General features: G+C 71.0%; 19 protein-coding genes. 17 read left to right on the top strand and 2 right to left on the bottom strand.

All coding sequences use genetic code 11. The features are described 5' to 3' along the window. Nucleotides 1-182: 182 nt before the first annotated feature. The 14 genes from pyrR (at nucleotide 183) to ACH427_RS25135 (ending at nucleotide 16,759) form a co-directional block, all read left to right on the top strand. Entirely contained in the window at nucleotides 183-770 is a 588-nt protein-coding gene (gene pyrR, locus ACH427_RS25200; RefSeq protein ID WP_398872781.1) for a bifunctional pyr operon transcriptional regulator/uracil phosphoribosyltransferase PyrR, read from the top strand. Between the two features lie 108 nt (nucleotides 771-878). Beyond that, nucleotides 879-1,910, top strand: coding sequence for an aspartate carbamoyltransferase catalytic subunit (locus tag ACH427_RS25195; protein ID WP_398872779.1), 1,032 nt, complete (start codon nucleotides 879-881; stop codon nucleotides 1,908-1,910). Nucleotides 1,911-1,912: 2 nt separating this feature from the next. Beyond that, nucleotides 1,913-3,199: a dihydroorotase gene (locus ACH427_RS25190; RefSeq protein ID WP_398872777.1), complete on the top strand. Its 1,287-nt coding sequence runs from the start codon at nucleotides 1,913-1,915 to the stop codon at nucleotides 3,197-3,199. Next, the gene (locus ACH427_RS25185; protein ID WP_398872775.1) at nucleotides 3,196-3,768 is read left to right on the top strand and encodes a hypothetical protein; all 573 of its coding nucleotides are present in this window, start codon (nucleotides 3,196-3,198) and stop codon (nucleotides 3,766-3,768) included. The genes ACH427_RS25190 and ACH427_RS25185 overlap by 4 nt, the downstream gene beginning before the upstream one ends. Then, on the top strand, nucleotides 3,765-4,907 hold the full coding sequence (gene carA, locus ACH427_RS25180; protein WP_398872773.1) for a glutamine-hydrolyzing carbamoyl-phosphate synthase small subunit: 1,143 nt from the start codon (nucleotides 3,765-3,767) through the stop codon (nucleotides 4,905-4,907). Before ACH427_RS25185 ends, carA begins: the two co-directional genes overlap by 4 nt. Beyond that, the gene (gene carB / locus ACH427_RS25175; protein WP_398872771.1) at nucleotides 4,900-8,211 is read left to right on the top strand and encodes a carbamoyl-phosphate synthase large subunit; all 3,312 of its coding nucleotides are present in this window, start codon (nucleotides 4,900-4,902) and stop codon (nucleotides 8,209-8,211) included. The genes carA and carB overlap by 8 nt, the downstream gene beginning before the upstream one ends. 75 nt (nucleotides 8,212-8,286) lie before the next feature. Beyond that, entirely contained in the window at nucleotides 8,287-9,405 is a 1,119-nt protein-coding gene (locus ACH427_RS25170) for a quinone-dependent dihydroorotate dehydrogenase (protein ID WP_398872769.1), read from the top strand. Beyond that, entirely contained in the window at nucleotides 9,402-10,268 is an 867-nt protein-coding gene (gene pyrF / locus ACH427_RS25165) for an orotidine-5'-phosphate decarboxylase (protein WP_398872767.1), read from the top strand. The genes ACH427_RS25170 and pyrF overlap by 4 nt, the downstream gene beginning before the upstream one ends. 236 nt (nucleotides 10,269-10,504) lie before the next feature. Beyond that, nucleotides 10,505-10,828, top strand: a complete 324-nt coding sequence (locus ACH427_RS25160) for an integration host factor (protein WP_398872765.1) — start codon at nucleotides 10,505-10,507, stop codon at nucleotides 10,826-10,828. A gap of 38 nt (nucleotides 10,829-10,866) precedes the next feature. After that, entirely contained in the window at nucleotides 10,867-11,457 is a 591-nt protein-coding gene (gmk, locus tag ACH427_RS25155; RefSeq protein WP_398872763.1) for a guanylate kinase, read from the top strand. 59 nt (nucleotides 11,458-11,516) lie between these two features. Beyond that, nucleotides 11,517-11,789 (top strand): DNA-directed RNA polymerase subunit omega, encoded by a 273-nt coding sequence (rpoZ, locus tag ACH427_RS25150; RefSeq protein ID WP_004948662.1) that lies wholly within the window; start codon nucleotides 11,517-11,519, stop codon nucleotides 11,787-11,789. Nucleotides 11,790-11,903: 114 nt separating this feature from the next. Beyond that, a complete protein-coding gene (gene coaBC / locus ACH427_RS25145) occupies nucleotides 11,904-13,112 on the top strand; it encodes a bifunctional phosphopantothenoylcysteine decarboxylase/phosphopantothenate--cysteine ligase CoaBC (RefSeq protein ID WP_398872760.1) in 1,209 nt (402 codons plus the stop codon). Nucleotides 13,113-13,287: 175 nt separating this feature from the next. Next, nucleotides 13,288-14,496 (top strand): methionine adenosyltransferase, encoded by a 1,209-nt coding sequence (metK, locus tag ACH427_RS25140; RefSeq protein WP_398872758.1) that lies wholly within the window; start codon nucleotides 13,288-13,290, stop codon nucleotides 14,494-14,496. A 106-nt stretch (nucleotides 14,497-14,602) separates the two neighbouring features. Beyond that, on the top strand, nucleotides 14,603-16,759 hold the full coding sequence (locus ACH427_RS25135) for a primosomal protein N' (RefSeq protein WP_398872756.1): 2,157 nt from the start codon (nucleotides 14,603-14,605) through the stop codon (nucleotides 16,757-16,759). Nucleotides 16,760-16,777: 18 nt separating this feature from the next. Here ACH427_RS25135 and ACH427_RS25130 read toward each other — a convergent pair whose 3' ends face one another. Beyond that, a complete protein-coding gene (locus tag ACH427_RS25130; RefSeq protein WP_398872754.1) occupies nucleotides 16,778-17,281 on the bottom strand; it encodes a hypothetical protein in 504 nt (167 codons plus the stop codon). A 258-nt stretch (nucleotides 17,282-17,539) separates the two neighbouring features. Here ACH427_RS25130 and fmt point away from each other — a divergent pair, with 258 nt between their 5' ends. The 3 genes from fmt (at nucleotide 17,540) to ACH427_RS25115 (ending at nucleotide 22,136) form a co-directional block, all read left to right on the top strand. After that, nucleotides 17,540-18,478, top strand: coding sequence for a methionyl-tRNA formyltransferase (fmt, locus tag ACH427_RS25125; RefSeq protein ID WP_398872752.1), 939 nt, complete (start codon nucleotides 17,540-17,542; stop codon nucleotides 18,476-18,478). Between the two features lie 173 nt (nucleotides 18,479-18,651). Further along, a complete protein-coding gene (locus tag ACH427_RS25120; protein WP_398872750.1) occupies nucleotides 18,652-20,088 on the top strand; it encodes an RsmB/NOP family class I SAM-dependent RNA methyltransferase in 1,437 nt (478 codons plus the stop codon). Between the two features lie 353 nt (nucleotides 20,089-20,441). After that, nucleotides 20,442-22,136, top strand: coding sequence for a recombinase family protein (locus tag ACH427_RS25115; RefSeq protein WP_398872748.1), 1,695 nt, complete (start codon nucleotides 20,442-20,444; stop codon nucleotides 22,134-22,136). A gap of 287 nt (nucleotides 22,137-22,423) precedes the next feature. Here the strand turns inward: ACH427_RS25115 and ACH427_RS25110 are convergent, their stop codons facing one another. Continuing rightward, nucleotides 22,424-23,044 carry a hypothetical protein gene (locus ACH427_RS25110; protein ID WP_398872746.1) on the bottom strand — a complete coding sequence of 207 codons (621 nt, stop codon included), beginning with the start codon at nucleotides 23,042-23,044 and terminating at the stop codon, nucleotides 22,424-22,426. Nucleotides 23,045-23,390: the final 346 nt, after the last annotated feature.

Raw genomic sequence — 23,390 nt, 5'->3', positions numbered from 1 at the left:
GTGGCTGGTAACTCACTGTGAGGTTACGCAGCGTAATCTGACTTCGTCAAGCCGAATGGTCCACAGCATCCCCCGTGCGGGGCGGTGGCCGGTCCTGGTCCGGGACCCTGGTACGGTGAGAAAGGTAAATCCGACGTCCTTTAATGTCCGTCCCGTGAGGCGGAGAAGGGGGTCCGTTTCGTATGGACGCAAACCGTGACGTGAACCAGGCCGGTTCCGCCGCTCGTCCCGTGCTCGAAGCACCGGACATCGCCCGGGTCCTGACCCGGATCGCACACGAGATCGTCGAGCGCGCCAAGGGCGCCGACGACGTGGTGCTCCTCGGCATCCCGACGCGCGGGGTCTTCCTCGCCCGCCGGCTGGCCGCCAAGCTCGAGCAGATCACCGGAGGCAAGACCCCGGTCGGCTCCCTCGACATCACCATGTACCGCGACGACCTGCGGCTGCGCCCCGCCCGCGCGCTCGCCCGCACCGACATCCCCGGCCCCGGCATCGACGGCCGTCTGGTGATCCTGGTCGACGACGTGCTCTTCTCCGGCCGGACGATCCGCGCCGCGCTCGACGCGCTGAACGACATCGGCCGCCCCCGCGCCGTCCAGCTCGCGGTCCTCGTCGACCGCGGGCACCGAGAGCTGCCCATCCGCGCCGACTACGTCGGCAAGAACCTCCCCACGTCGCTGCGGGAGACGGTCAAGGTGCAGCTCACCGAGGAGGACGGCCGCGACAGCGTGCTCCTCGGCGTGCGCGAGAGTGCCCCGGCCCAGCAGTAGCGGTCGCCTCCGGCCCCGGCGACCGCCGGTTCCGCGCCCCCGCATGCCCGGACGCGGCCCCGCCGTTCGCCATCCCCACCCCCACCTCCTCGACCACGGAGCATCCGGATGAAGCGCCACCTCATCTCGGCCACCGACCTCACCCGCGACGACGCCGTCCTCATCCTCGACACCGCCGAGGAGATGGCCCGGGTCGCCGACCGGCCGATCAAAAAGCTGCCGACCCTGCGCGGCCGCACCGTCGTCAACCTCTTCTTCGAGGACTCGACGCGGACCCGCATCTCCTTCGAGGCCGCCGCCAAGCGGCTCTCCGCCGACGTCATCAACTTCTCCGCCAAGGGCTCCTCGGTCTCCAAGGGCGAGTCCCTCAAGGACACGGCCCTGACCCTGGAGGCCATGGGCGCCGACGCCGTCGTCATCCGCCACCACGCCTCCGGCGCCCCCTACCGGCTGGCGAACTCCGGCTGGATCGACGGCGCCGTGGTCAACGCCGGTGACGGCACCCACGAGCACCCCACGCAGGCGCTCCTGGACGCCTTCACCATGCGCCGCCGCCTGGTCGGGCGCGACGCCGGGCTCGGCCGGGACCTCGGCGGCCGCCGGATCACGATCGTCGGCGACGTCCTGCACAGCCGGGTGGCCCGCTCCAACGTCCACCTGCTGCACACCCTCGGCGCCCAGGTCACCCTGGTCGCGCCGCCCACCCTGGTGCCGATCGGCGTCGAGCAGTGGCCCTGCGAGGTCTCCTACGACCTGGACGCGGTGCTGCCGAAGTCCGACGCCGTCATGATGCTGCGCGTCCAGCGCGAGCGCATGAACGCCGCCTTCTTCCCCACCGAGCGCGAATACTCCCGCCGCTACGGCCTGACCGGCGACCGGATGGCCCGGATGCCGGAACACGCCATCGTGATGCACCCCGGCCCGATGAACCGGGGTATGGAGATCACCGCGGACGTCGCCGACTCCGACCGCTGCACCGCCGTCGAGCAGGTCGCCAACGGCGTGAGCATCCGCATGGCCGTCCTCTACCTCCTGCTCGGCGGCTCCGAGCCGGCCGTCACTTCCCCCCACCCGTCGTCCACCGCCACCCTTGATGGAGGCGCTTCGCGCCGGCCTCTTGATGCCGAGGAGAACAACTGACCATGAGCAAGATCCTGATCCGCGGTGCGAAGATCCTTGGCGGCGAGCCCCAGGACGTCCTCATCGACGGCGAGACCATCGCCGAGGTGGGCACCGGCATCGACGCGGGCGACGCCACCGTCATCGAGGCCGACGGCAAGATCCTGCTGCCCGGCCTGGTCGACCTCCACACCCACCTGCGCGAGCCGGGCCGGGAGGACTCCGAGACCGTCCTGACCGGCACCCGGGCCGCCGCGAGCGGCGGCTACACCGCCGTCTTCGCCATGGCGAACACCTTCCCCGTCGCCGACACCGCAGGCGTCGTCGAGCAGGTGTGGCGCCTGGGCAAGGAGTCCGGCTACTGCGACGTGCAGCCCATCGGCGCCGTCACCGTCGGCCTGGAGGGCAAGCAGCTCGCCGAGCTGGGCGCGATGCACGACTCCGCCGCCGGCGTCCGCGTCTTCTCCGACGACGGCAAGTGCGTCGACGACGCCGTGATCATGCGCCGCGCCCTGGAGTACGTGAAGGCGTTCGGCGGCGTCGTCGCCCAGCACGCCCAGGAGCCGCGGCTGACCGAGGGCGCCCAGATGAACGAGGGCGTCGTCTCCGCCGAGCTCGGCCTCGGCGGCTGGCCCGCCGTCGCCGAGGAGTCGATCATCGCCCGCGATGTCCTCCTCGCCGAGCACGTCGGCTCCCGGGTGCACATCTGCCACCTCTCCACGGCGGGCTCGGTGGAGATCGTCCGCTGGGCCAAGTCCCGCGGTATCGACGTCACCGCCGAGGTCACGCCGCACCACCTGCTCCTCACCGACGAGCTCGTACGGACCTACAACCCCGTCTACAAGGTGAACCCGCCGCTGCGCACCGAGCGCGACGTGCTGGCGCTGCGCGAGGCGCTGGCCGACGGCACGATCGACATCGTCGCCACCGACCACGCCCCGCACCCGCACGAGGACAAGGACTGCGAGTGGGGCGCCGCGGCCATGGGCATGGTCGGCCTGGAGACCGCTCTGTCGGTCGTCCAGCACACCATGGTCGACACCGGCCTGCTGGACTGGGCGGGCGTCGCCGCGCGGATGTCCGCCCGCCCGGCGGAGATCGGCCGCCTCGCCGGTCACGGCCGCCCGGTCGCCGCGGGAGAGCCTGCCAACCTCACCCTGGTCGATTCCGCTTACCGTGGACCCGTGGACCCCGCGGGCTTCGCCTCCCGCAGCCGCAACACCCCCTACGAGGGCCGTGAGCTGCCGGGACGCGTCACCCACACCTTCCTGCGGGGACGGGCGACGGTCGTGGACGGGAATCTCGCGTGACATCTGCACTGATCAATCTGGCGGTCGAGGAGAAGTCCCAGGCCGTCACGGACTGGGCCGCACGGATCGGCTGGGTCGTCGGGCTGCTGCTCTTCATCGCGCTGCTCTACTGGCTGATGCGCGAGGGCTGGAAGTGGCGCGGCACGCTCCAGGGCGACCTGCCCGAGCTGCCCGCGGCCCCGGCCACCGCCGCCGAGCCGCGGCTGACCATGGCGGGCCGCTACCACGGCTCCACCACCGCCGGGCAGTGGCTCGACCGGATCGTCGCGCGCGGCCTCGGCACCCGCAGCCGCGCCGAGCTCACCCTGACGGACCAGGGCGTCGCCGTCGTACGGCCCGGTGCCCAGGACTTCTTCATCCCCGCGGACCGGGTGCGCGGCGCCCGGCTCGACAAGGGCATCGCCGGCAAGGTCCTCACCGAGGGCGGCCTGCTGGTGATCACCTGGGAGCACGGCGACCGGCAGATCGACTCCGGCTTCCGCTCCGACCGGGCCGCCGAACACCCCGCCTGGGTCGAGGCACTCACCCGGCCGCACCACCCGAACCACGACATGGAAGGCGCACGATGACGACCTCCACCAGGGGGACCGCCAAGGTCCCCGCCGTACTCGTCCTGGAGGACGGCCGGACCTTCCGCGGCCGCGCCTACGGGGCCGTGGGGGTGACCTTCGGCGAGGCGGTGTTCTCCACCGGCATGACCGGCTACCAGGAGACCCTGACCGACCCGTCGTACCACCGCCAGGTGGTCGTCATGACCGCCCCGCACGTCGGCAACACCGGCGTGAACGACGAGGACCCCGAGTCGCGGCGGATCTGGGTCGCCGGCTACGTCGTCCGCGACCCCGCCCGGATCCCCTCCAACTGGCGCTCCCGCCGCTCCCTCGACGAGGAGCTGACCCACCAGGGCGTCGTCGGCATCAGCGGCATCGACACCCGCGCCCTCACCCGCCACCTGCGCGAGCGCGGCGCGATGCGGGTCGGCATCTTCTCCGGCAACAGCCTGCCCGACGAGGGCACGATGCTCGCCGAGGTCCGCCAGGCCCCCGAGATGCAGGGCGCCGACCTCTCCGCCGAGGTCGCCACCAAGGAGACCTACGTCGTCCCCGCGATCGGTGCGAAGCGCTTCACCGTCGCCGCGGTCGACCTCGGCATCAAGGGCATGACCCCGCACCGGATGGCCGAGCGCGGCATCGAGGTGCACGTCCTGCCCGCCACCGCCACCGCCGAGGATGTCTACGCCGTCGATCCGGACGGCGTGTTCTTCTCCAACGGCCCCGGCGACCCGTCGACCGCCGACGGCCCCGTCGCCGTGATGCGGGAGGTCCTCTCCCGGAAGACGCCGCTCTTCGGCATCTGCTTCGGCAACCAGATCCTCGGCCGCGCGCTCGGCTTCGGCACCTACAAGCTGAAGTACGGCCACCGCGGCATCAACCAGCCCGTGCAGGACCGCACGACCGGCAAGGTCGAGGTCACCGCGCACAACCACGGCTTCGCCGTCGACGCCCCGCTCGACGCGGCGACCGACACACCGTACGGCCGGGTCGAGGTCTCCCACGTCTGTCTGAACGACAACGTGGTGGAGGGCCTCCAGCTGCTCGACCAGCCGGCGTTCAGCGTCCAGTACCACCCCGAGGCAGCAGCAGGCCCGCACGACGCCGCGTACCTGTTCGACCGCTTCGTTTCCCTGATGGAGGGCCAGCGTGCCTAAGCGCACCGATATCCAGTCCGTCCTGGTCATCGGCTCCGGCCCGATCGTCATCGGCCAGGCCGCCGAATTCGACTACTCCGGCACCCAGGCGTGCCGGGTCCTCAAATCCGAGGGCCTGCGGGTCATCCTGGTCAACTCCAACCCGGCCACGATCATGACCGACCCGGAGATCGCCGACGCCACCTACGTCGAGCCGATCACCCCCGAGTTCGTCGAGAAGATCATCGCCAAGGAGCGCCCCGACGCCCTCCTGCCCACCCTCGGCGGCCAGACCGCGCTCAACACCGCGATCTCCATGCACGAGAACGGCGTGCTGGCGAAGTACGACGTCGAGCTCATCGGCGCCAACGTCGAGGCGATCCACAAGGGCGAGGACCGCGACCTGTTCAAGGGCGTCGTCGAGGCCGTCCGCGCGAAGATCGGCCACGGCGAGTCCGCCCGCTCGGTCATCTGCCACACCATGGACGAGGTCCTCGCGGGCGTCGAGGAGCTCGGCGGCTACCCCGTCGTCGTCCGCCCCTCCTTCACCATGGGCGGCGCCGGCTCCGGTTTCGCCCACGACGAGGACGAGCTGCGCCGCATCGCCGGCCAGGGCCTCACGCTCTCCCCGACCACCGAGGTGCTCCTGGAGGAGTCCATCCTCGGCTGGAAGGAGTACGAGCTGGAGCTGATGCGCGACCGCAACGACAACGTCGTGGTCGTCTGCTCCATCGAGAACTTCGACCCCATGGGCGTGCACACCGGTGACTCGATCACCGTCGCCCCGGCGATGACGCTCACCGACCGCGAGTACCAGCGGCTGCGCGACATCGGCATCGCGATCATCCGCGAGGTCGGCGTCGACACCGGCGGCTGCAACATCCAGTTCGCGGTCAACCCCGACGACGGCCGGATCATCGTCATCGAGATGAACCCCCGCGTCTCCCGCTCCTCGGCGCTCGCCTCCAAGGCCACCGGCTTCCCGATCGCGAAGATCGCGGCCCGGCTCGCCGTGGGCTACACCCTGGACGAGATCCCCAACGACATCACGGAGAAGACCCCGGCGTCCTTCGAGCCCACGCTCGACTACGTCGTGGTCAAGGCCCCGCGCTTCGCCTTCGAGAAGTTCCCGGCCGCCGACGCCACCCTCACCACCACCATGAAGTCGGTGGGCGAGGCCATGGCCATCGGCCGCAACTTCACCGAGGCGCTCCAGAAGGCCCTGCGCTCGCTGGAGAAGAAGGGCTCGCAGTTCGACTTCGTCTCCGCGCCCGGCGACAAGGCGGAGCTGCTGGCGAAGGCGGTCGTCCCCACCGACGGCCGGATCAACACGGTGATGGCCGCGATCCGCGCCGGGGCCACCCCGGAGGAGGTCTTCGACGCGACGAAGATCGACCCGTGGTTCGTCGACCAGCTCTTCCTGATCAAGGAGATCGCCGACGAGCTCGCCGCCGTCGCCGAGCTGGAGCCCGAGCTGCTCGCCGAGGCCAAGCGGCACGGCTTCTCCGACGCCCAGATCGCCGCCATCCGCGGCCTGCGCGAGGACGTCGTCCGCGAGGTCCGGCACGCCCTCGGCGTCCGCCCGGTCTACAAGACGGTCGACACCTGCGCCGCCGAGTTCGCCGCGAAGACGCCGTACTTCTACTCCTCCTACGACGAGGAGAGCGAGGTCGCGCCGCGCGAGAAGCCCGCCGTGATCATCCTCGGCTCCGGCCCCAACCGCATCGGCCAGGGCATCGAGTTCGACTACTCCTGCGTCCACGCCTCCTTCGCGCTCAGCGACGCGGGCTACGAGACCGTGATGGTCAACTGCAACCCCGAGACCGTCTCCACCGACTACGACACCTCCGACCGGCTCTACTTCGAGCCGCTCACCCTGGAGGACGTCCTGGAGATCGTCCACGCCGAGACCCTCGCCGGTCCCGTCGCGGGCGTCGTCGTCCAGCTCGGCGGCCAGACCCCGCTCGGCCTCGCCCAGGCGCTCAAGGACAACGGCGTGCCGATCGTCGGCACCTCGCCCGAGGCCATCGACCTCGCCGAGGAGCGCGGCGCCTTCGGCCGCGTGCTGACCGAGGCCGGGCTGCCCGCCCCGAAGTACGGCACCGCCTTCTCCTTCGACGAGGCCAAGGGCATCGCCGCCGAGATCGGCTACCCCGTCATGGTCCGCCCGTCCTATGTGCTCGGCGGCCGCGGCATGGAGATCGTCTACGACGAGCCGTCGCTGGGGGAGTACCTCACCCGGCACGCCGGTCTGATCTCCGAGCACCCGGTGCTCATCGACCGCTTCCTCGACGACGCCATCGAGATCGACGTCGACGCGCTCTACGACGGCCACGAGCTCTACCTCGGCGGCGTCATGGAGCACATCGAGGAGGCCGGCATCCACTCCGGCGACTCCGCCTGCGCGCTGCCCCCGATCACCCTCGGCGGCTTCGACATCAAGCGGCTGCGGGCCTCCACCGAGGCCATCGCCAAGGGCGTCGGCGTCCGCGGCCTGATCAACATCCAGTTCGCCATGGCCGGGGACATCCTCTACGTCCTGGAGGCCAACCCGCGCGCCTCCCGCACGGTCCCGTTCACCTCGAAGGCGACCGCCGTGCCGCTGGCCAAGGCCGCCGCCCGCATCTCGCTGGGCGCGACCGTCGCCCAGCTGCGCGCCGAGGGCATGCTGCCCAAGGAGGGCGACGGCGGCACGCTGCCGCTGGACGCGCCGATCTCCGTCAAGGAGGCCGTGATGCCGTGGAGCCGCTTCCGCGACGCCTCCGGCCGCGGCGTGGACACCGTCCTCGGCCCGGAGATGCGCTCCACCGGCGAGGTCATGGGCATCGACTCGGTCTTCGGCACGGCGTACGCCAAGTCGCAGGCCGGCGCGTACGGCGCGCTGCCCACCAAGGGCCGCGCGTTCGTCTCCGTCGCCAACCGCGACAAGCGCTCGATGATCTTCCCGGCGCGCGAGCTGGTCGCCCACGGCTTCGAGCTGCTCGCCACCTCCGGCACCGCCGAGGTCCTCAAGCGCAACGGCATCAACGCCACCGTCGTGCGCAAGCAGAGCGAGGGCGAGGGCCCGGCCGGCGAGAAGACCATCGTCCAGCTCATCCACGACGGCCAGGTCGACCTGATCGTCAACACCCCATACGGCACCGGCGGCCGGCTCGACGGCTACGAGATCCGTACGGCCGCGGTCGCCCGCGCCGTGCCCTGCCTGACCACGGTCCAGGCCCTCGCGGCCGCCGTCCAGGGCATCGAGGCGCTCACCCGCGGCGACGTCGGCGTGCGTTCCCTCCAGGAACACGCCACGGCGCTGATCGCCGCCCGCGAGGCGTAGCCACGGGAGGGGGACACCGGAAGGTGTCCCCCTCTTCGCGAGCCCCTCGCCCCTCCCCGCCCAAGAAGGCTTGAAATGTACCGTCTCCTCTTCGACCTGCTCTTCAAGCGCATGGACCCGGAGAAGGCCCACCACCTGGCCTTCGCCTGGATCCGCGCCGCCGCCCGCGTGCCGGTCCTGCGGACCTTCGTCGCGGCCGTCCTCGCCCCCCGCCACAAGGCGCTGCGCACCGAGGCCCTGGGCCTGCGGATGCACGGCCCCTTCGGGCTCGCCGCGGGCTTCGACAAGAACGCCGCCGCGATCGACGGCATGGCGATGCTCGGCTTCGACCACGTCGAGATCGGCACCGTCACCGCCCAGCCGCAGCCCGGCAACCCCAAGAAGCGCCTCTTCCGCCTCGTCGGGGACCGCGCGCTCATCAACCGCATGGGCTTCAACAACGACGGCTCGGCGGCCGTCGCGGAGCGCCTGGCGGCCCGGAACCCCGTCTTCCGTACGACGGTGGGCGTGAACATCGGCAAGACCAAGGCCGTCCCCGAGGAGGAGGCCGTCGCCGACTACGTCACGTCCACCGAGCGCCTCGCCGCCCACGCCGACTACCTCGTGGTCAACGTCTCCTCGCCGAACACGCCGGGCCTGCGCGACCTCCAGGCGGTCGACCACCTGCGCCCGCTGCTGGCCGCCGTCCGCGAGGCCGCCGACCGCACCGTGACCACCCGCCGGGTGCCGCTGCTGGTGAAGATCGCCCCCGACCTCGCCGACGAGGACGTCGACGCCGTCGCCGACCTCGCCGTCGAGCTCGGCCTGGACGGCATCATCGCCACCAACACCACCATCGCCCGTGACGGCCTCGGGCTCACGACCCCGAAGCGCACCGTCGAGGCCATCGGCGCGGGCGGCCTGTCCGGCGCCCCCCTCAAGGCCCGCTCGCTGGAGGTCCTGAGCCGCCTGTACGCCCGTGTGGGCGACCGGATCACGCTGGTGGGGGTCGGGGGCATCGAGACCGCCGACGACGCCTGGGAGCGCATCCTGGCGGGCGCGACCCTGGTCCAGGGCTACAGCGCCTTCATCTACGAGGGCCCGTTCTGGTGCCGGGAGATCCACCGGGGCCTGGCCGAGCGACTCGCCGCCAGCCCGTACGCCACCCTCGCCGAGGCCGTCGGCGCCGAGACCCGGAAGAAGGCAGCCGCATGACCCTCGAACCCTTCGGCACCCGGCTGCGCGGGGCCATGGACGAGCGTGGCCCGCTCTGCGTCGGCATCGACCCGCACGCCTCGCTCCTCGCGGACTGGGGCCTGACCGACGACATCGCCGGTCTGGAGCGCTTCACGCACACGGTCGTGGAGGCGCTGGCCGACCGCGTGGCCGTGCTCAAGCCGCAGTCCGCCTTCTTCGAGCGCTTCGGCTCGCGCGGCATCGCCGTCCTGGAGCGGGCCGTCGCCGAGGCCCGCGAGGCCGGCGCGCTGGTCCTCATGGACGCCAAGCGGGGCGACATCGGCTCCACCATGGCCGCGTACGCCGCCACCTACCTCGACCCCGCCTCGCCGCTCTTCTCCGACGCCGTCACGGTGAGCCCCTACCTCGGCTACGGCTCGCTGCGCCCGGCGCTGGACCTGGCGCGCGAGAGCGGCACCGGCGTCTTCGTCCTCGCGCTCACCTCGAACCCCGAGGGCGCGGAGGTGCAGCACGCGGTGCGGACCGGGGGCGCGAGCGTCGCGGCGACCATGCTGGACCACCTGCGGGACGAGAACGCGGGCGCCGCGCCCATGGGCTCGTACGGCGCGGTCGTCGGCGCGACGCTGAGCGGCTCGCTCGCCGCCGCCGGGGCCGACCTGGCGATCAACGGCCCGCTGCTCGCCCCCGGCATCGGCGCGCAGGGCGCGACCGCCGCCGACCTGCCGAAGGTCTTCGGCGCGGCCGTCCGCGACGTCGTCCCGAACGTCAGCCGGGGTGTCCTGCGCCACGGTCCGGACGTCGCCGCGCTGCGCGGGAGCGCCCTGCGGTTCGCCGACGAGGTGCGGGCCGCGGTGGAATCGGGCGGCCCGACGGCGGCTTAGTGCCGTTCCCGGACGAGCGTGGCAAAGAATTGTCGGCCAGTATGTCCGGAAAAGTCCTGGTCGAGCGAGTCTGACCAGGACTTTTCGTCTGTTCTCGCTGACTGGAGCGGGATCGGCCGCTAGTCTCCGACGAGAGCGAACGTGCAAGCGCGTTGCGCGTTGCTCCGCAGGTGTGGGCCGACTAGGTTCCACACCGGTCCGTTATCCGACAGTTCGATATCCGAGGTGACGTAGGCGTGGCTCTTCCGCCCCTTACCCCTGAACAGCGCGCAGCCGCGCTCGAAAAGGCCGCCGCGGCTCGCCGGGAGCGCGCCGAGGTCAAGAATCGGCTCAAGCACTCCGGCGCCTCGCTGCACGAGGTCATCGCACAGGGCCAGAAGAATGAAGTCATCGGCAAGATGAAGGTCAGCGCACTCCTGGAGAGCCTTCCCGGTGTGGGCAAGGTCCGCGCCAAGCAGATCATGGAGCGGCTCGGGATCTCCGAGAGCCGCCGGGTGCGCGGTCTCGGCTCCAACCAGATCGCCTCCCTGGAGCGCGAGTTCGGCAGCACGGCCGCCTGACGTTCCCAGGCACTCCCGGGAACCGGGATAATCACTGCATGAGTACTGCAGTCTCCCGGGGGACGTCCCCCGTATCCCCGGCCAGACAACCGCGGCTGACCGTGCTCTCCGGCCCCTCCGGGGTCGGTAAGAGCACGGTCGTCGCCCACATGCGCAAGGCACACCCCGAGGTGTGGCTCTCGGTCTCCGCCACCACCCGCAAGCCGCGCCCCGGCGAGCAGGACGGCGTCCAGTATTTCTTCGTCGACGACGAGCAGTTCGACAAGCTCGTCGCCAACGGGGAGCTGCTGGAGTGGGCCGAGTTCGCGGGCAACCGCTACGGCACCCCGCGTCAGCCGGTCCTGGACCGGCTGGCCGCGGGGCAGCCGGTGCTGCTGGAGATCGACCTCCAGGGCGCCCGGCAGGTCCGCGAGAGCATGGCGGACGCCCGGCTGGTCTTCCTCGCGCCGCCGAGCTGGGACGAGCTCGTCCGCCGGCTCACCGGCCGGGGCACGGAGTCGCCCGAGGTCATCGAGCGCCGCCTGGCCGCGGCCAAGGTCGAGCTGGCCGCCGAGGCGGAGTTCGATGTGACGCTCGTCAACACCTCCGTCGAGGACGTGGCGCGCGAGCTGCTAGCCTTGCTCCGTTGAACTGGGGGTATCCCCAGACCCCAGAGTTCTTGATCTCCACCCCCATCGGAAGGCAGACAGTGTCCTCTTCCATCACCGCGCCCGAGGGCATCATCAACCCGCCGATTGATGAGCTGCTCGAGGCAACCGACTCGAAGTACAGCCTGGTGATCTACGCCGCCAAGCGTGCCCGCCAGATCAACGCGTACTACTCGCAGCTCGGCGAGGGTCTGCTGGAGTACGTCGGCCCGCTGGTGGACACCCACGTCCACGAGAAGCCGCTCTCCATCGCGCTCCGCGAGATCAACGCCGGTCTGCTGACCTCCGAGGCCATCGAGGCCCCGGCGCAGTAGAGCGGCACCTTCGACGTCATCCAGGGCCCGGCAGAGCAGCTGCCGGGCCCTTGGTGTGTCATGGGGTAGGTAGAGGCCACGGAAGTGTGCGAGAGCGCGGGGAGAAGCGAAGCGATGGACAAGCCCAAGGTCGTCCTGGGGGTCAGCGGCGGGATTGCCGCCTACAAGGCGTGCGAGCTGCTGCGGCGCCTCACCGAATCGGGACACGACGTGCGCGTCGTGCCGACGGCCGCCTCCCTGCACTTCGTCGGCGAGGCCACCTGGTCCGCGCTCTCCGGCCACCCCGCGGCCACCCAGGTGTGGGACTCCGTCCACGAGGTGCCGCATGTGCGCATCGGCCAGGAGGCGCAGCTCGTCGTGGTCGCGCCCGCCACCGCCGACATGCTGGCCAAGGCCGCCCACGGCCTCGCCGACGACCTGCTGACCAACACGCTGCTCACCGCGCGCTGCCCCGTCGTCTTCGCGCCCGCCATGCACACCGAGATGTGGGAGAACCCGGCCACCCAGGAGAACGTGGCGACCCTGCGCCGCCGCGGCGCGATCGTCATCGAGCCCGCCGTCGGCCGCCTCACCGGTGTCGACACCGGCAAGGGCCGCCTCCCGGACCCCGAGGCGATCTTCGAGATCTGTCGCCGGGTGCTCGCCCGCGGCGCCCGCTCCCAGGCCGCCGACCTCGCCGGCCGCCACGTGGTCATCAGCGCGGGCGGCACCCGTGAGCCCCTGGACCCCGTCCGCTTCCTCGGCAACCGCTCCTCCGGCAAGCAGGGCTACGCCCTGGCCCGTACCGCCGTGGCCCGGGGCGCCCGCGTCACCCTCGTCGCCGCCAACACCGGCCTGCCGGACCCCGCCGGTGCCGACGTGGTCCAGGTGGGCACCGCGATACAGCTGCGCGAGGCCGTGCTCAAGGCCGCGGCCGACGCCGACGCCGTGGTCATGGCGGCCGCGGTCGCCGATTTCCGGCCCGCCCGCTACGCCGAGGGCAAAATCAAGAAGCGGGACGGGCAGGAGCCCGCGCCCGTCGAGCTGGTCCGCAACCCCGACGTGCTCGCCGAGCTCTCGGCCGGCCGCGCCCGCCCGGGACAGATCGTCGTCGGCTTCGCCGCCGAGACCGACGACGTGCTCGCCAACGGCCGCGCCAAGCTCGCCCGCAAGGGCTGTGACCTGCTGGTCGTCAATGAAGTGGGGGAGCGCAAGACCTTCGGCGCGGAGGCGAGCGAGGCCGTGGTCCTCGCCCCTGACGGCTCCGAGACCCCCGTCCCGTACGGGCCGAAGGAGGCCCTCGCCGAGGTGGTCTGGGACCTGGTGGCCGAGCGGCTCTCCTGATGCGCCGGGGTCCCCGCTGAGGCGGGGATCACAGGTCACGGCGTCGCGGATGTGCGACGGGATGTCCTAACGGCGGGATCGCCGGATAAACTGGCCTCTGGATCCGCGTCGAGCGCAGCTCTCGGCCGGGTCCGTCAATGATCAGCCAGCAGCCGCTGCAACCCCAGGGAGCGATGTGTCCCGCCGCCTGTTCACCTCGGAATCCGTGACCGAGGGTCACCCCGACAAGATCGCTGACCAGATCAGCGACACCATTCTCGACGCTCTCCTCAAAGAGGACCCGACCTCCCGTGTCGCCGTCGAGACCTTGATCACCACCGGCCTGGTGCACGTCGCCGGCGAGGTGACGACGAAGGCTTACGCCCCCATCGCCACGCTCGTCCGCAACAAGATCCTCGAGATCGGCTACGACTCCTCCAAGAAGGGCTTCGACGGCGCCTCCTGCGGCGTGTCGGTGTCCATCGGCGCGCAGTCCGCGGACATCGCGCAGGGCGTCGACACGGCGTACGAGAGCCGCGTCGAGGGCGACGAGGACGAGCTCGACAAGCAGGGCGCGGGCGACCAGGGCCTGATGTTCGGCTACGCGTGCGACGAGACGCCCGAGCTCATGCCGCTGCCGATCCACCTCGCGCACCGCCTGTCGCGCCGCCTGTCGGAGGTCCGCAAGAACGGGACCATCCCCTACCTGCGCCCTGACGGCAAGACCCAGGTCACCATCGAGTACGACGGCAACAAGGCCGTGCGCCTGGACACCGTGGTCGTCTCCTCCCAGCACGCGTCCGACATCGACCTGGACTCGCTGCTGGCGCCCGACATCCGCGAGTTCGTCGTCGAGCACGTCCTCAAGGAGCTCGTCGAGGACGGCATCAAGCTGGACACCGAGGGCTACCGCCTCCTGGTGAACCCGACCGGCCGCTTCGAGATCGGCGGCCCCATGGGCGACGCCGGCCTCACCGGCCGCAAGATCATCATCGACACCTACGGCGGCATGGCCCGCCACGGCGGCGGCGCCTTCTCCGGCAAGGACCCGTCCAAGGTCGACCGCTCCGCCGCGTACGCGATGCGCTGGGTCGCCAAGAACGTCGTCGCCGCCGGTCTGGCCACCCGCTGCGAGGTGCAGGTCGCGTACGCGATCGGCAAGGCCGAGCCGGTGGGCCTGTTCGTCGAGACCTTCGGCACCGCCACCGTCGACGTCGAGAAGATCGAGACGGCGATCTCCGAGGTCTTCGACCTCCGCCCGGCCGCGATCATCCGCGACCTGGACCTGCTGCGCCCGATCTACGCGCAGACCGCCGCGTACGGCCACTTCGGCCGCGAGCTCCCCGACTTCACGTGGGAGCGGACGGACCGTGTGGAGGCGCTGAAGAAGGCCGCGGGGCTGTAGGTCCCGCACCCGGGGCGACGCCCCGGTCACCGCTGTCCTCGACGCCGGGCGGACTGGATCCCCAGTCCGCCCGGCGTTGTCAGTGGGGTCTGGTAGGACTGTGGCTGTGAGCAGGGAGAACGGGCGGTCTCAGGGCGGTACCCCGGAGCAGGGCGAACAGCTCGCGCTGATCCGGGAGAGCGTGCGCGAAGCGAAGGCCAAGGCACCCAAGGCCAAGCCGCGCACGTGGCGCGGCGCGCCGCTCGCCAAGGAGCTGCCCATCGCCCGGGTGCTCGTCGACAAGGGCCCCGTCCACCTCGATCAGCTCTGGCACTATGCCGTGCCCGCGGAGCTCGATGCCGCCGCCCAGCCCGGCACGCGCGTCCGGGTCCGCTTCGGGGCCGGCACGCGCAATGTCCGGGAGGGGCGGCGGGAAGGCGGCGGGCTGCTCGACGGCTATATCGTCGAGCGGGTCGCCGAGTCCGCCTATCAGGGGCCGCTCGCCGCGCTCGCCCAGGTGCTCTCGCCTGAGCCGGTGCTCAGCCCCGCGCTCTACGAGCTCTGCCGGGCGGTCGCCGACCGGTACGCCGGCTCGCTCGCCGATGTGCTGCAGCTGGCCGTGCCGCCCCGGCATGCCCGCATCGAGGCGGAGCCCTCGCCCGCGCCGCTGCCCCCGCCGGGGATGCCGGAGGCCGGGAGCTGGGCGCGCTATCCCACCGGGCCCGCCTTCCTCGACGCCGTGGCCCGGGGGGACAGCCCACGGGCCGTGTGGACGGCACTGCCCGGCCCGCACTGGCCGCAGGAGCTCGCGCGGGCCGTGGCCGCGGCGCTGTCGACCGGGCGCGGCGCGCTGGTCGTCGTGCCGGACGGACGGGACGCCGCGCGCGTCGACGCCGCCCTCGGGGAGCTCCTGGGGGAGGGGCTGCACGTGCTGCTGACGGCCGAGCTCGGGCCTGAGGAGCGCTACCGCCGCTGGCTCGCGGTCAGCCGGGGCTCGGTGCGGGCCGTGGTCGGCACGCGTGCGGCGATGTTCGCGCCCGTGCGGGACCTCGGGCTCGTCGCCGTCTGGGACGACGGGGACGGCAGCCACAGCGCGCAGAACGCCCCCCACCCGCACTCCCGCGAGGTGCTCGTGCAGCGCGCGGTCCACGAGAAGGCGGCCTTCCTGCTCGGCGGCTTCGGCTGCACCGTGGAGGCCGCCCAGCTGGTCAACACGGGATGGGCCCTGCCGCTCGCCGCGGCCCGCGAGACCGTGCGGGCCGTCGCCCCGGCCGTGCGGACCGTCGGCGACACCGACGAGGCCCGCGACGCTGCCGCGCGGGCCGCCCGTTTGCCCAGCCACGCCTGGCAGGCCGCCCGCGAGGGGCTCAAGCACGGGCCGGTGCTGGTCCAGGTGCCGCGCCGCGGCTATGTGCCCCGCCTGGGCTGCGAGCGGTGCCGCGAGCCCGCCCGGTGCGGGCACTGCGCCGGCCCCCTGGAGGCCGGCGACGCCGACAGAGCGCTGCGCTGCGGCTGGTGCGGGCAGGAGGCCCCTCCGGGCTGGCACTGTGCGGAGTGCGGCGGCTCCCGGCTGCGGGCCCGGGTGGTAGGCGCGCGACGCACCGCCGAGGAGCTCGGCCGGGCCTTCCCGGCCGTGCCCGTACGGACGTCCGGCCGGGATCACATCCTCGACACGGTGCCCGACCGGCCCGCGATCGTCGTCTCCACGCCCGGCGCGGAGCCCGTCGCCGAAGGAGGTTACGCCGCGGCCCTGTTGCTCGACGGCTGGGCCCTGCTCGGCTTCCCCGATCTCCGGGCGGGGGAGGAGGCTCTGCGGCGCTGGCTGTCCGCCGCGGCGCTCGTCCGCGGGCAGGAGGACGGCGGGGTCGTCGTCGTGGTCGCGGAGCCCACGCTGCGGCCCGTGCAGGCGCTCGTGCGCTGGGATCCCGCCGGGCACGCGATGCGGGAGCTCGCCGACCGCGCCGAGCTCGGCTTCCCCCCGGTCTCCCGCATGGCATCGGTCTCCGGCCCGCCGGAGGACGTCGCCGACCTGCTCGCCGCGGCGGAGCTCCCCAAGGACGCGGAGGTGCTCGGGCCGGTGCCCCTGCCGGTCACGGCCGCGGGCCGCCCGCGGCGCCCCGGTGACCCGCCGCCGGGGGAGCGGTGGGAGAGGGCCCTGCTCCGGGTGCGCCCCGGCCGCGGCGCGGCGCTGGCCGCGGCCCTCAAGAGAGCCCAGGCGGCCCGGCTCGCTCGCCGGGACGGGGAGCCGGTGCGGTTGCGGATCGATCCGCCGGACATCGGCTGACGCGCCGCCGGGGCCCGCTCAGCCGTTGCGCGGGCCCGGGAAGGCCGGGGGGCGCGGCTCGTCGCGCGCTACGGTGGACTGGCCCGGCACGGTGCGGGCGGCGGGCACGACCGGCACGGCGGACGGCTCGGCCGTACGGACGGTCTCCGTGCCCTCGCCGGTGGCCTGCCCGCTGGAGCGGCGCGCGCCGTAACGCCGGTGCACCGCCTGCTTGGTGACCCCGAGCGCCGAACCCACCGCGTCCCACGAGAAGCCCAGCGAGCGGTCGAAGTCCACCGCCGCGGTCACCAGCGTCTCGACGCTGTCCCGCAGCTCCTGGGCCAGCCGGACGGTCGGTGCGGGTGCCCGCCCGTAGACGACGAAGCCGGCGGAGGGGCCGGTGCGTCGGGGGCGGTAGACATTGCCCAACTGGGCGGTGAGGGTGCGCAGGGCGTCCACCTGCCTGCGGACCCGCTCGATGTCCCGGACCAGAAGATGCAGGCTGGCCCGTGCCTGGGCGTCGTGGGTTGCGTGGTCGGCCATGAAGAAGCCTCTCGGACCGGCGGGGTAAAAGGACTAAAAAAGGGCGAGAGTTGACATCCAACGCAAGCGGGCCGCGGCAGCGGCCCGTTCCGGTCAATCTCTCTTGACCACAACGCGCCACGGCCCGCCGGGTCACGGTATGGGGGCGCACATCCGCCGGAATGGGGCGCGGCAGCGGCTCGTACGCCCCCTGATCCCGGGGCCTCTAGACTGGTGGGCTGTTCCGCTCGGCGCTCGAGGAGAGGTAGTTCGTCACCCATGAGGCTCGTCTTCGCCGGTACCCCCGAGGTCGCCGTCCCCGCCCTCGACGCCCTGATCGCCTCCGGCCGCCACGAGGTCGTCGCCGTCGTCACCCGGCCCGACGCCCCCGCCGGGCGCGGCCGCCGGCTGGTCGCCAGCCCCGTCGCCCAGCGGGCCGAGGAGGCGGGCATCGAGGTGCTCAAGCCCGCCCGGCCGCGCGAGCCGGACTTCCTCGCCCGGCTGCGGGAGATCGCCCCCGACTGCTGCCCCGTCGTCGCCTACGGCGCCCTGCTGCCCAAGGCCGCCCTGGAGATCCCCGCGCACGGCTGGGTCAACCTCCACTTCTCCCTGCTGCCCGCGTGGCGCGGCGCCGCCCCCGTCCAGCACTCGATCCTCGCGGGTGACGAGGTCACCGGGGCCTCCACCTTCCTGATCGAGGAGGGCCTGGACTCCGGGCCCGTCTTCGGCGTGCTCACCGAGGAGGTCCGGCCCACCGACACCAGCGGCGACCTGCTGACCCGGCTCGCCTTCGCGGGCGCCGGGCTGCTCAGCGCCACCATGGACGGCATCGAGGACGGCACGCTCGAGGCGGTCCCGCAGCCCGCCGAGGGCATCTCCCTCGCGCCGAAGATCCAGGTCGAGGACGCCCGGCTGGACTGGTCCGCGCCCGCGCTGCGCGTCGACCGCGTCGTGCGCGGGTGCGCGCCCGCGCCGGGCGCGTGGACGGTCTTCCGCGGCGAGCGGCTGAAGGTGATGGCCGTCTCGCCCACGCCCGACCGCGACGGCCTCGCGCCCGGGGAGATCGCGGCCGCGAAGAACTCGGTACACGTCGGCACGGGTTCGCACGCGGTGCAGCTGCTCTGGGTGCAGCCGCAGGGCAAGAAGCCGATGGCCGCCGCGGACTGGGCTCGTGGGGTTCGCATCGTGGAGGGCGAGCGGCTCGGCTCCGCCGGCTAGCGGGTTTCCGCAGCTTCACAGGCCGGGTGCGGGCAGGTCCGTCCGCACCACCGCCGCCGACGGTGTCCTCGGACGCCGGGCGAGCCGGACGCGGCCGACGCGGGCGCGCGAGGACGCCCACGCCGTACCGCGTACGCTGGACCCTTCACCACTTACGCCCCGGAGCACCTTTCGTGAACGATCAGGCCCCTCGCCGCCCCGCAAAACCGCACCGCCGGCCCAAGAAGGACCCGGTACGGATCCTCGCCTTCGAGGCGCTGCGGGCCGTGGACGAGCGGGACGCGTACGCGAACCTCGTGCTGCCGCCCCTGTTGCGCAAGGCCCGTGAGAAGGGCAAGGAGCAGGGCGGCCTCGACGCGCGCGACGCCGCGCTCGCCACCGAGCTGGTCTACGGGACGCTGCGCCGCCAGGGGACGTACGACGCGATCATCGCGTCCTGTGTCGACCGGCCGCTGCGCGAGGTCGACCCGCCGGTGCTGGACGTACTGAGCCTGGGCGCGCACCAGTTGCTCGGCACCCGCATCCCGGCCCACGCTGCGGTGTCGGCCAGTGTCGAGCTGGCACGGGTCGTGCTCGGCGACGGCCGGGCGAAGTTCGTCAACGCGGTCCTGCGCCGGATCACCGCCCACGACCTCGACGGCTGGCTGGAGAAGGTCGCCCCGCCCTACGAGGACGACCCCGAGGAGCACCTCGCCGTCGTGCACTCGCACCCGCGGTGGATCGTCTCCGCGCTGTGGGACGCGCTCGGTGGCGGCCGCGCGGGCATCGAGGACCTCCTCGACGCCGACAACGAACGGCCCGAGGTCACCCTTGTGGCCCGCCCGGGCCGGGCCACCCCCGAGGAGCTGCTGGCGGCGGTCGGCGAGGAGTCGGCGCTGCCCGGCCGCTGGTCGCCGTACGCGGTGCGGCTCGCCGAGGGCGGCGAGCCCGGCGCGCTGGACGCGGTGCGCGAGGGCCGGGCGGGCGTCCAGGACGAGGGCAGCCAGCTGGTCGCCCTCGCCCTCGCGAACGCTCCGCTGGAAGGCTCCGACGGCCGCTGGCTGGACGGCTGCGCGGGCCCGGGAGGCAAGGCCGCCATGCTCGGCGCGCTCGCCGCCCGGCGGGGCGCCGCGCTGCTGGCCTCCGAGAAGCAGCCGCACCGCGCGCGGCTCGTCGAGCGGGCCCTGGCCGGCAACCCCGGGCCGTACCAGGTCATCGCCGCCGACGGCACCCGCCCGCCGTGGCGGGAGGGCACCTTCGACCGCGTACTCGTCGATGTGCCCTGCACCGGGCTCGGCGCCCTGCGGCGGCGCCCGGAGGCGCGCTGGCGCCGCCGTCCCGAGGACCTCGCCGGCTTCGCGCCGCTCCAGCGCGACCTGCTGCGGGAGGCGCTGCGGGCCGTACGCGTCGGCGGCGTCGTCGGCTACGCGACCTGCTCGCCGCACCCCGCGGAGACACGCGCCGTCGTGGAGGACGTCCTCAAGCGGCAGGGCGTGGACGCGGAGTGGATCGACGCGCGGCCTCTGATGCACGGAGTCCCGGCGCTGGGCGAGGGCCCGGACGTCCAGCTGTGGCCCCACCTGCACGGCACGGACGCGATGTACCTCGCGCTGCTGCGCCGGGTGTCCTGACGGACGGTACGCCGGTGCGTGCGGGGCTCCTGCGGGTTTTCCCAGGCCCCCGCCCTTCCCGGCCGCGTCCGATTCGCGGCTCCGCTGCCTGTCCTCGAAGCGCCGGACGGGCTGAGGACGCTTGCTACGGTTCGCGGAACCCAGCCCGTCCGGCATTCGAGGACCACCCCCGGCGGCAGCTCCCGCCGTGGGCGGCAACGGACCCGCGGTGGACCCGGGCGATCTCCGCGCACGCGGCATGGCAAGCTAAACGCATGGCCGCGCAGATCAACCCGTTGATTCTGCGCTCTTCCCAACTGTGTGTACGGTCCCACCTGGGCACATGCCCACCTTGAGGGGGAGGACCGACCACTATGCGGGTACTGCCGGTCAAGCGCATCAGTCGCGATACCGAAGAGTCGTCGGCCCTGGAGCGCCAGGGCGTCGAACTGGAGGAAGCCTGCCGCGAAGGCGGCCACGAAATCGTTGAGTGGGTAGAGGACTCGTGTGTTTCCGGCGCGGTCAACCTGGACAAGCGAAAGTCTCTCGGCAAGTGGCTCAAGGAACCACTCGTGAACGAGTGGGAAGCGCTGATGGTGACGACCCAGGACCGAATAACCCGTGACGACATTCACTGGTGGCAATTCGTTGCCTGGGTGCTGGAGAACAAGAAGACGGTAATTGTTCTTGACGACCCGTCGTTGGATCTGACGACGGAAGACGGCAGAACCATTGCTGGTTTCAAGGCATCGGGTGCAGCTAAATACCGGAAGGCTGTCCAGACGAAGAAGCTCAATCAGACCAAGTACTACCGTTCGCAGAATCTATGGCCCGGTGGGAAGTGGCCCTACGGATACCGCACCACGCTGATTGAGCACAACGGTGCGATGCGGGAGAAGCTGGTTCTCGACCCCGTTTCTTCCGTCAGAGTTCGTGAAGCGTATGACCGCTTGGTCAACAAGGGGGAGTCCCTGCGGTCGATTGCCAATGGCTGGAACGCTGAAGGGGTTCATTCCCCTAGCGACCATCAGAGGTATGTGAACAAGAAAGCTGGGCGTTCTCAGTCGAAGACTGAGGTGCGCGGCATCAAGTGGACAACTACTTCTCTTCGTGGCGTGCTGACCAATCCGGCAATCCTTGGCTGTGCGATACACAAAGGTGAGATACGCAAGCAGACCAACGGCCTGCCCGTTGTATGGGCGGATCCGATCCTGACGCGTGCGGAGTTCGACAAGCTGCAAACCGTGTTGGAGAAGCGGAAAGGAAATGGTCGCACATCACAGAAGGCAGTAACCCCGTGGATCGGGGTCCTGTTCTGTAAATGTGGTGCGCCAATGTACCGCCACAACACCCGGAATCGGAACAGCGGCAAGCAGGAGTATCAATACTACGTGTGCCGTGACCGTAGCGGTACGTACAAGGCTAAAGCCTGCCAGCTTTCGAAGTCTTTTCCGGTGGAGCTTACGGACAAATTGATTACCTCAATATTCCTGGGATGGGTGGGGGACCTTGAGGTTGTTGAGCGGACCTTCGTTTCAGGAGTCGATCGCAGCTCGGAGATAGCAGAGCTAAAGACAGCTCTTGAGAATCTGACTCAGTCAATTGCTGTCGCTAAATCTCTGGCAGTAATCAATGCCTTGACTGCAAACATGGAAGAGCATGCAGCCAGCATCGCGAAGCTGGAGGCTGAACCTGTGATCCCCTCTGGATACTCCGAAATCCCGATGGGCGTGACCTATCGCCAGCAGTGGGAAAGTAAGGATCTGATGGACAGGGGAGATCTCCTTCGGAAGTCCGGTTTCCGAATTCACCTAGGAGGGTCGCATAAGGCCCCGGCCGTCATGGTTTATGTCGGAGATGATTTGAAAAAGCGTGTCAGGGATGTTTCTGCGGGCATGGTTGAGCCTGGTTGGCCGGAATGGGTGACGGCTGTGAGTCAAGCCTCCATGGCGAAGATGCGCGCCGAGGAGGCCGAAGTTGCTGCTTATGCGGCGGCCAAGGATATCTCTGCCAGCGCCTTCGCCGCTGATGGCTTCACGCTCCTGCGGAACCCCTCGCAGCCCTCCTGACGATGGCCCCCGGACTAGGTTTCCTAGACCCGGGGGCTTTCTGTGTCTCTGCGTCGCCTGCTAGCTCCCTCTCGGGGCTGGGTGCTTCAAGGGCCTGCGCGGGCCCTTCTGGGGCCTCGGCGGGCTGGGGACCCTTTGCGGCTGGTGGGCGCTCGGGCGCCTGAGACGCGCACAGGGCCCTTCGGTGACCCCTGGTGGAGCATGGACAGCCCAGGGCCCGAAGAGGCTTCCTGGGCTGTGTTGTGTCCTAGGTGCAACTCAGGCGGATACGCGCACTCAATGCGCCGTTAGAACGGCGCTTCTTCTTGTTGCCTGGGCCGTTCAGTGACGGCCCCATAGTCATAGTTATTAGGCATAATACTGACGTAGTCGGAACCTAGGCTATTAAGCTTTTTCTTAGCCCTACCTCTACTAATGGCGGGCTCGAGGCCCGCCTTATTAGAGTTTTGGATATTAGGGCTATCATTACTAGAGGGGGCTGAAGGCCCCCTAGTAGAAGAGTTAGGTATGTTGTATGTCGTCTGAGACATGCCCTCTTCGGGGATGCTCAGCCGGTAGATGACGGGACCGTCAGGGATCTTGCCGGTCTTGGTGAGCCAGCCTGCTTCCCGCAGCTTGCTCACCAGCCGGTTAACCCTCTGCTCCGGCGTCTTGCCGCCGTAGCTCAGGTGCTGGGCTATCAGCCCGTTCGACGGGCGTACGTTGGTGCCTGTGTCGTAGTCGCCGTAGAGCGACATGGTGACCCCGACAAGCTTTGCTTCCCTTGGCATGTCGGAGCGCAGCAATGCGCGCCGCCAGACGTGCTCTTCCATGTCCGGTCCCCCTCCTGTGGTTTTCCCTGTCATAGGCATGTACCTGAGATTGAGGCTGTTTGTGACGCCAGGTTCCTGAACAGTGATCAGGTTCACGGTGCTGGCGCTCGCTTCGCAGGGGCAGGGATGCGTCCAGGGCCCCTCCGGCGGCCTCCGCGTGTGCAGGATCCGAAGGAGCGTCGGAAGGCGTCTGGGGATTTCTCAAACCCGTACACGGTCCGAGGAAGGCACCCCCGGTGGGTCCTGGCGGGACCGACGCAGGCATTACCCCCAGGGGGAGCGCGCGAGCCGTGCCGACGCGGAGGCCGGGAACAGGTGCGCGTGGCGCAGCGTGAGCAAGCCGGGACGTCTCAGAAACCATCGTTAATGAGACGCCGGAGGTGAGACGCAGGCGTGTCCGTTTCACCCCTGCTTCACCGTCTCGAAACTCGTCTCAAAAGAT

The sequence above is a fragment of the Streptomyces sp. NPDC020379 genome, from assembly GCF_044387105.1.
Taxonomy (GTDB): Bacteria; Actinomycetota; Actinomycetes; order Streptomycetales; family Streptomycetaceae; genus Streptomyces.
Note: the sequence above shows the minus strand (reverse complement) of the source record. Positions and strands in the feature narration are given on the sequence as shown.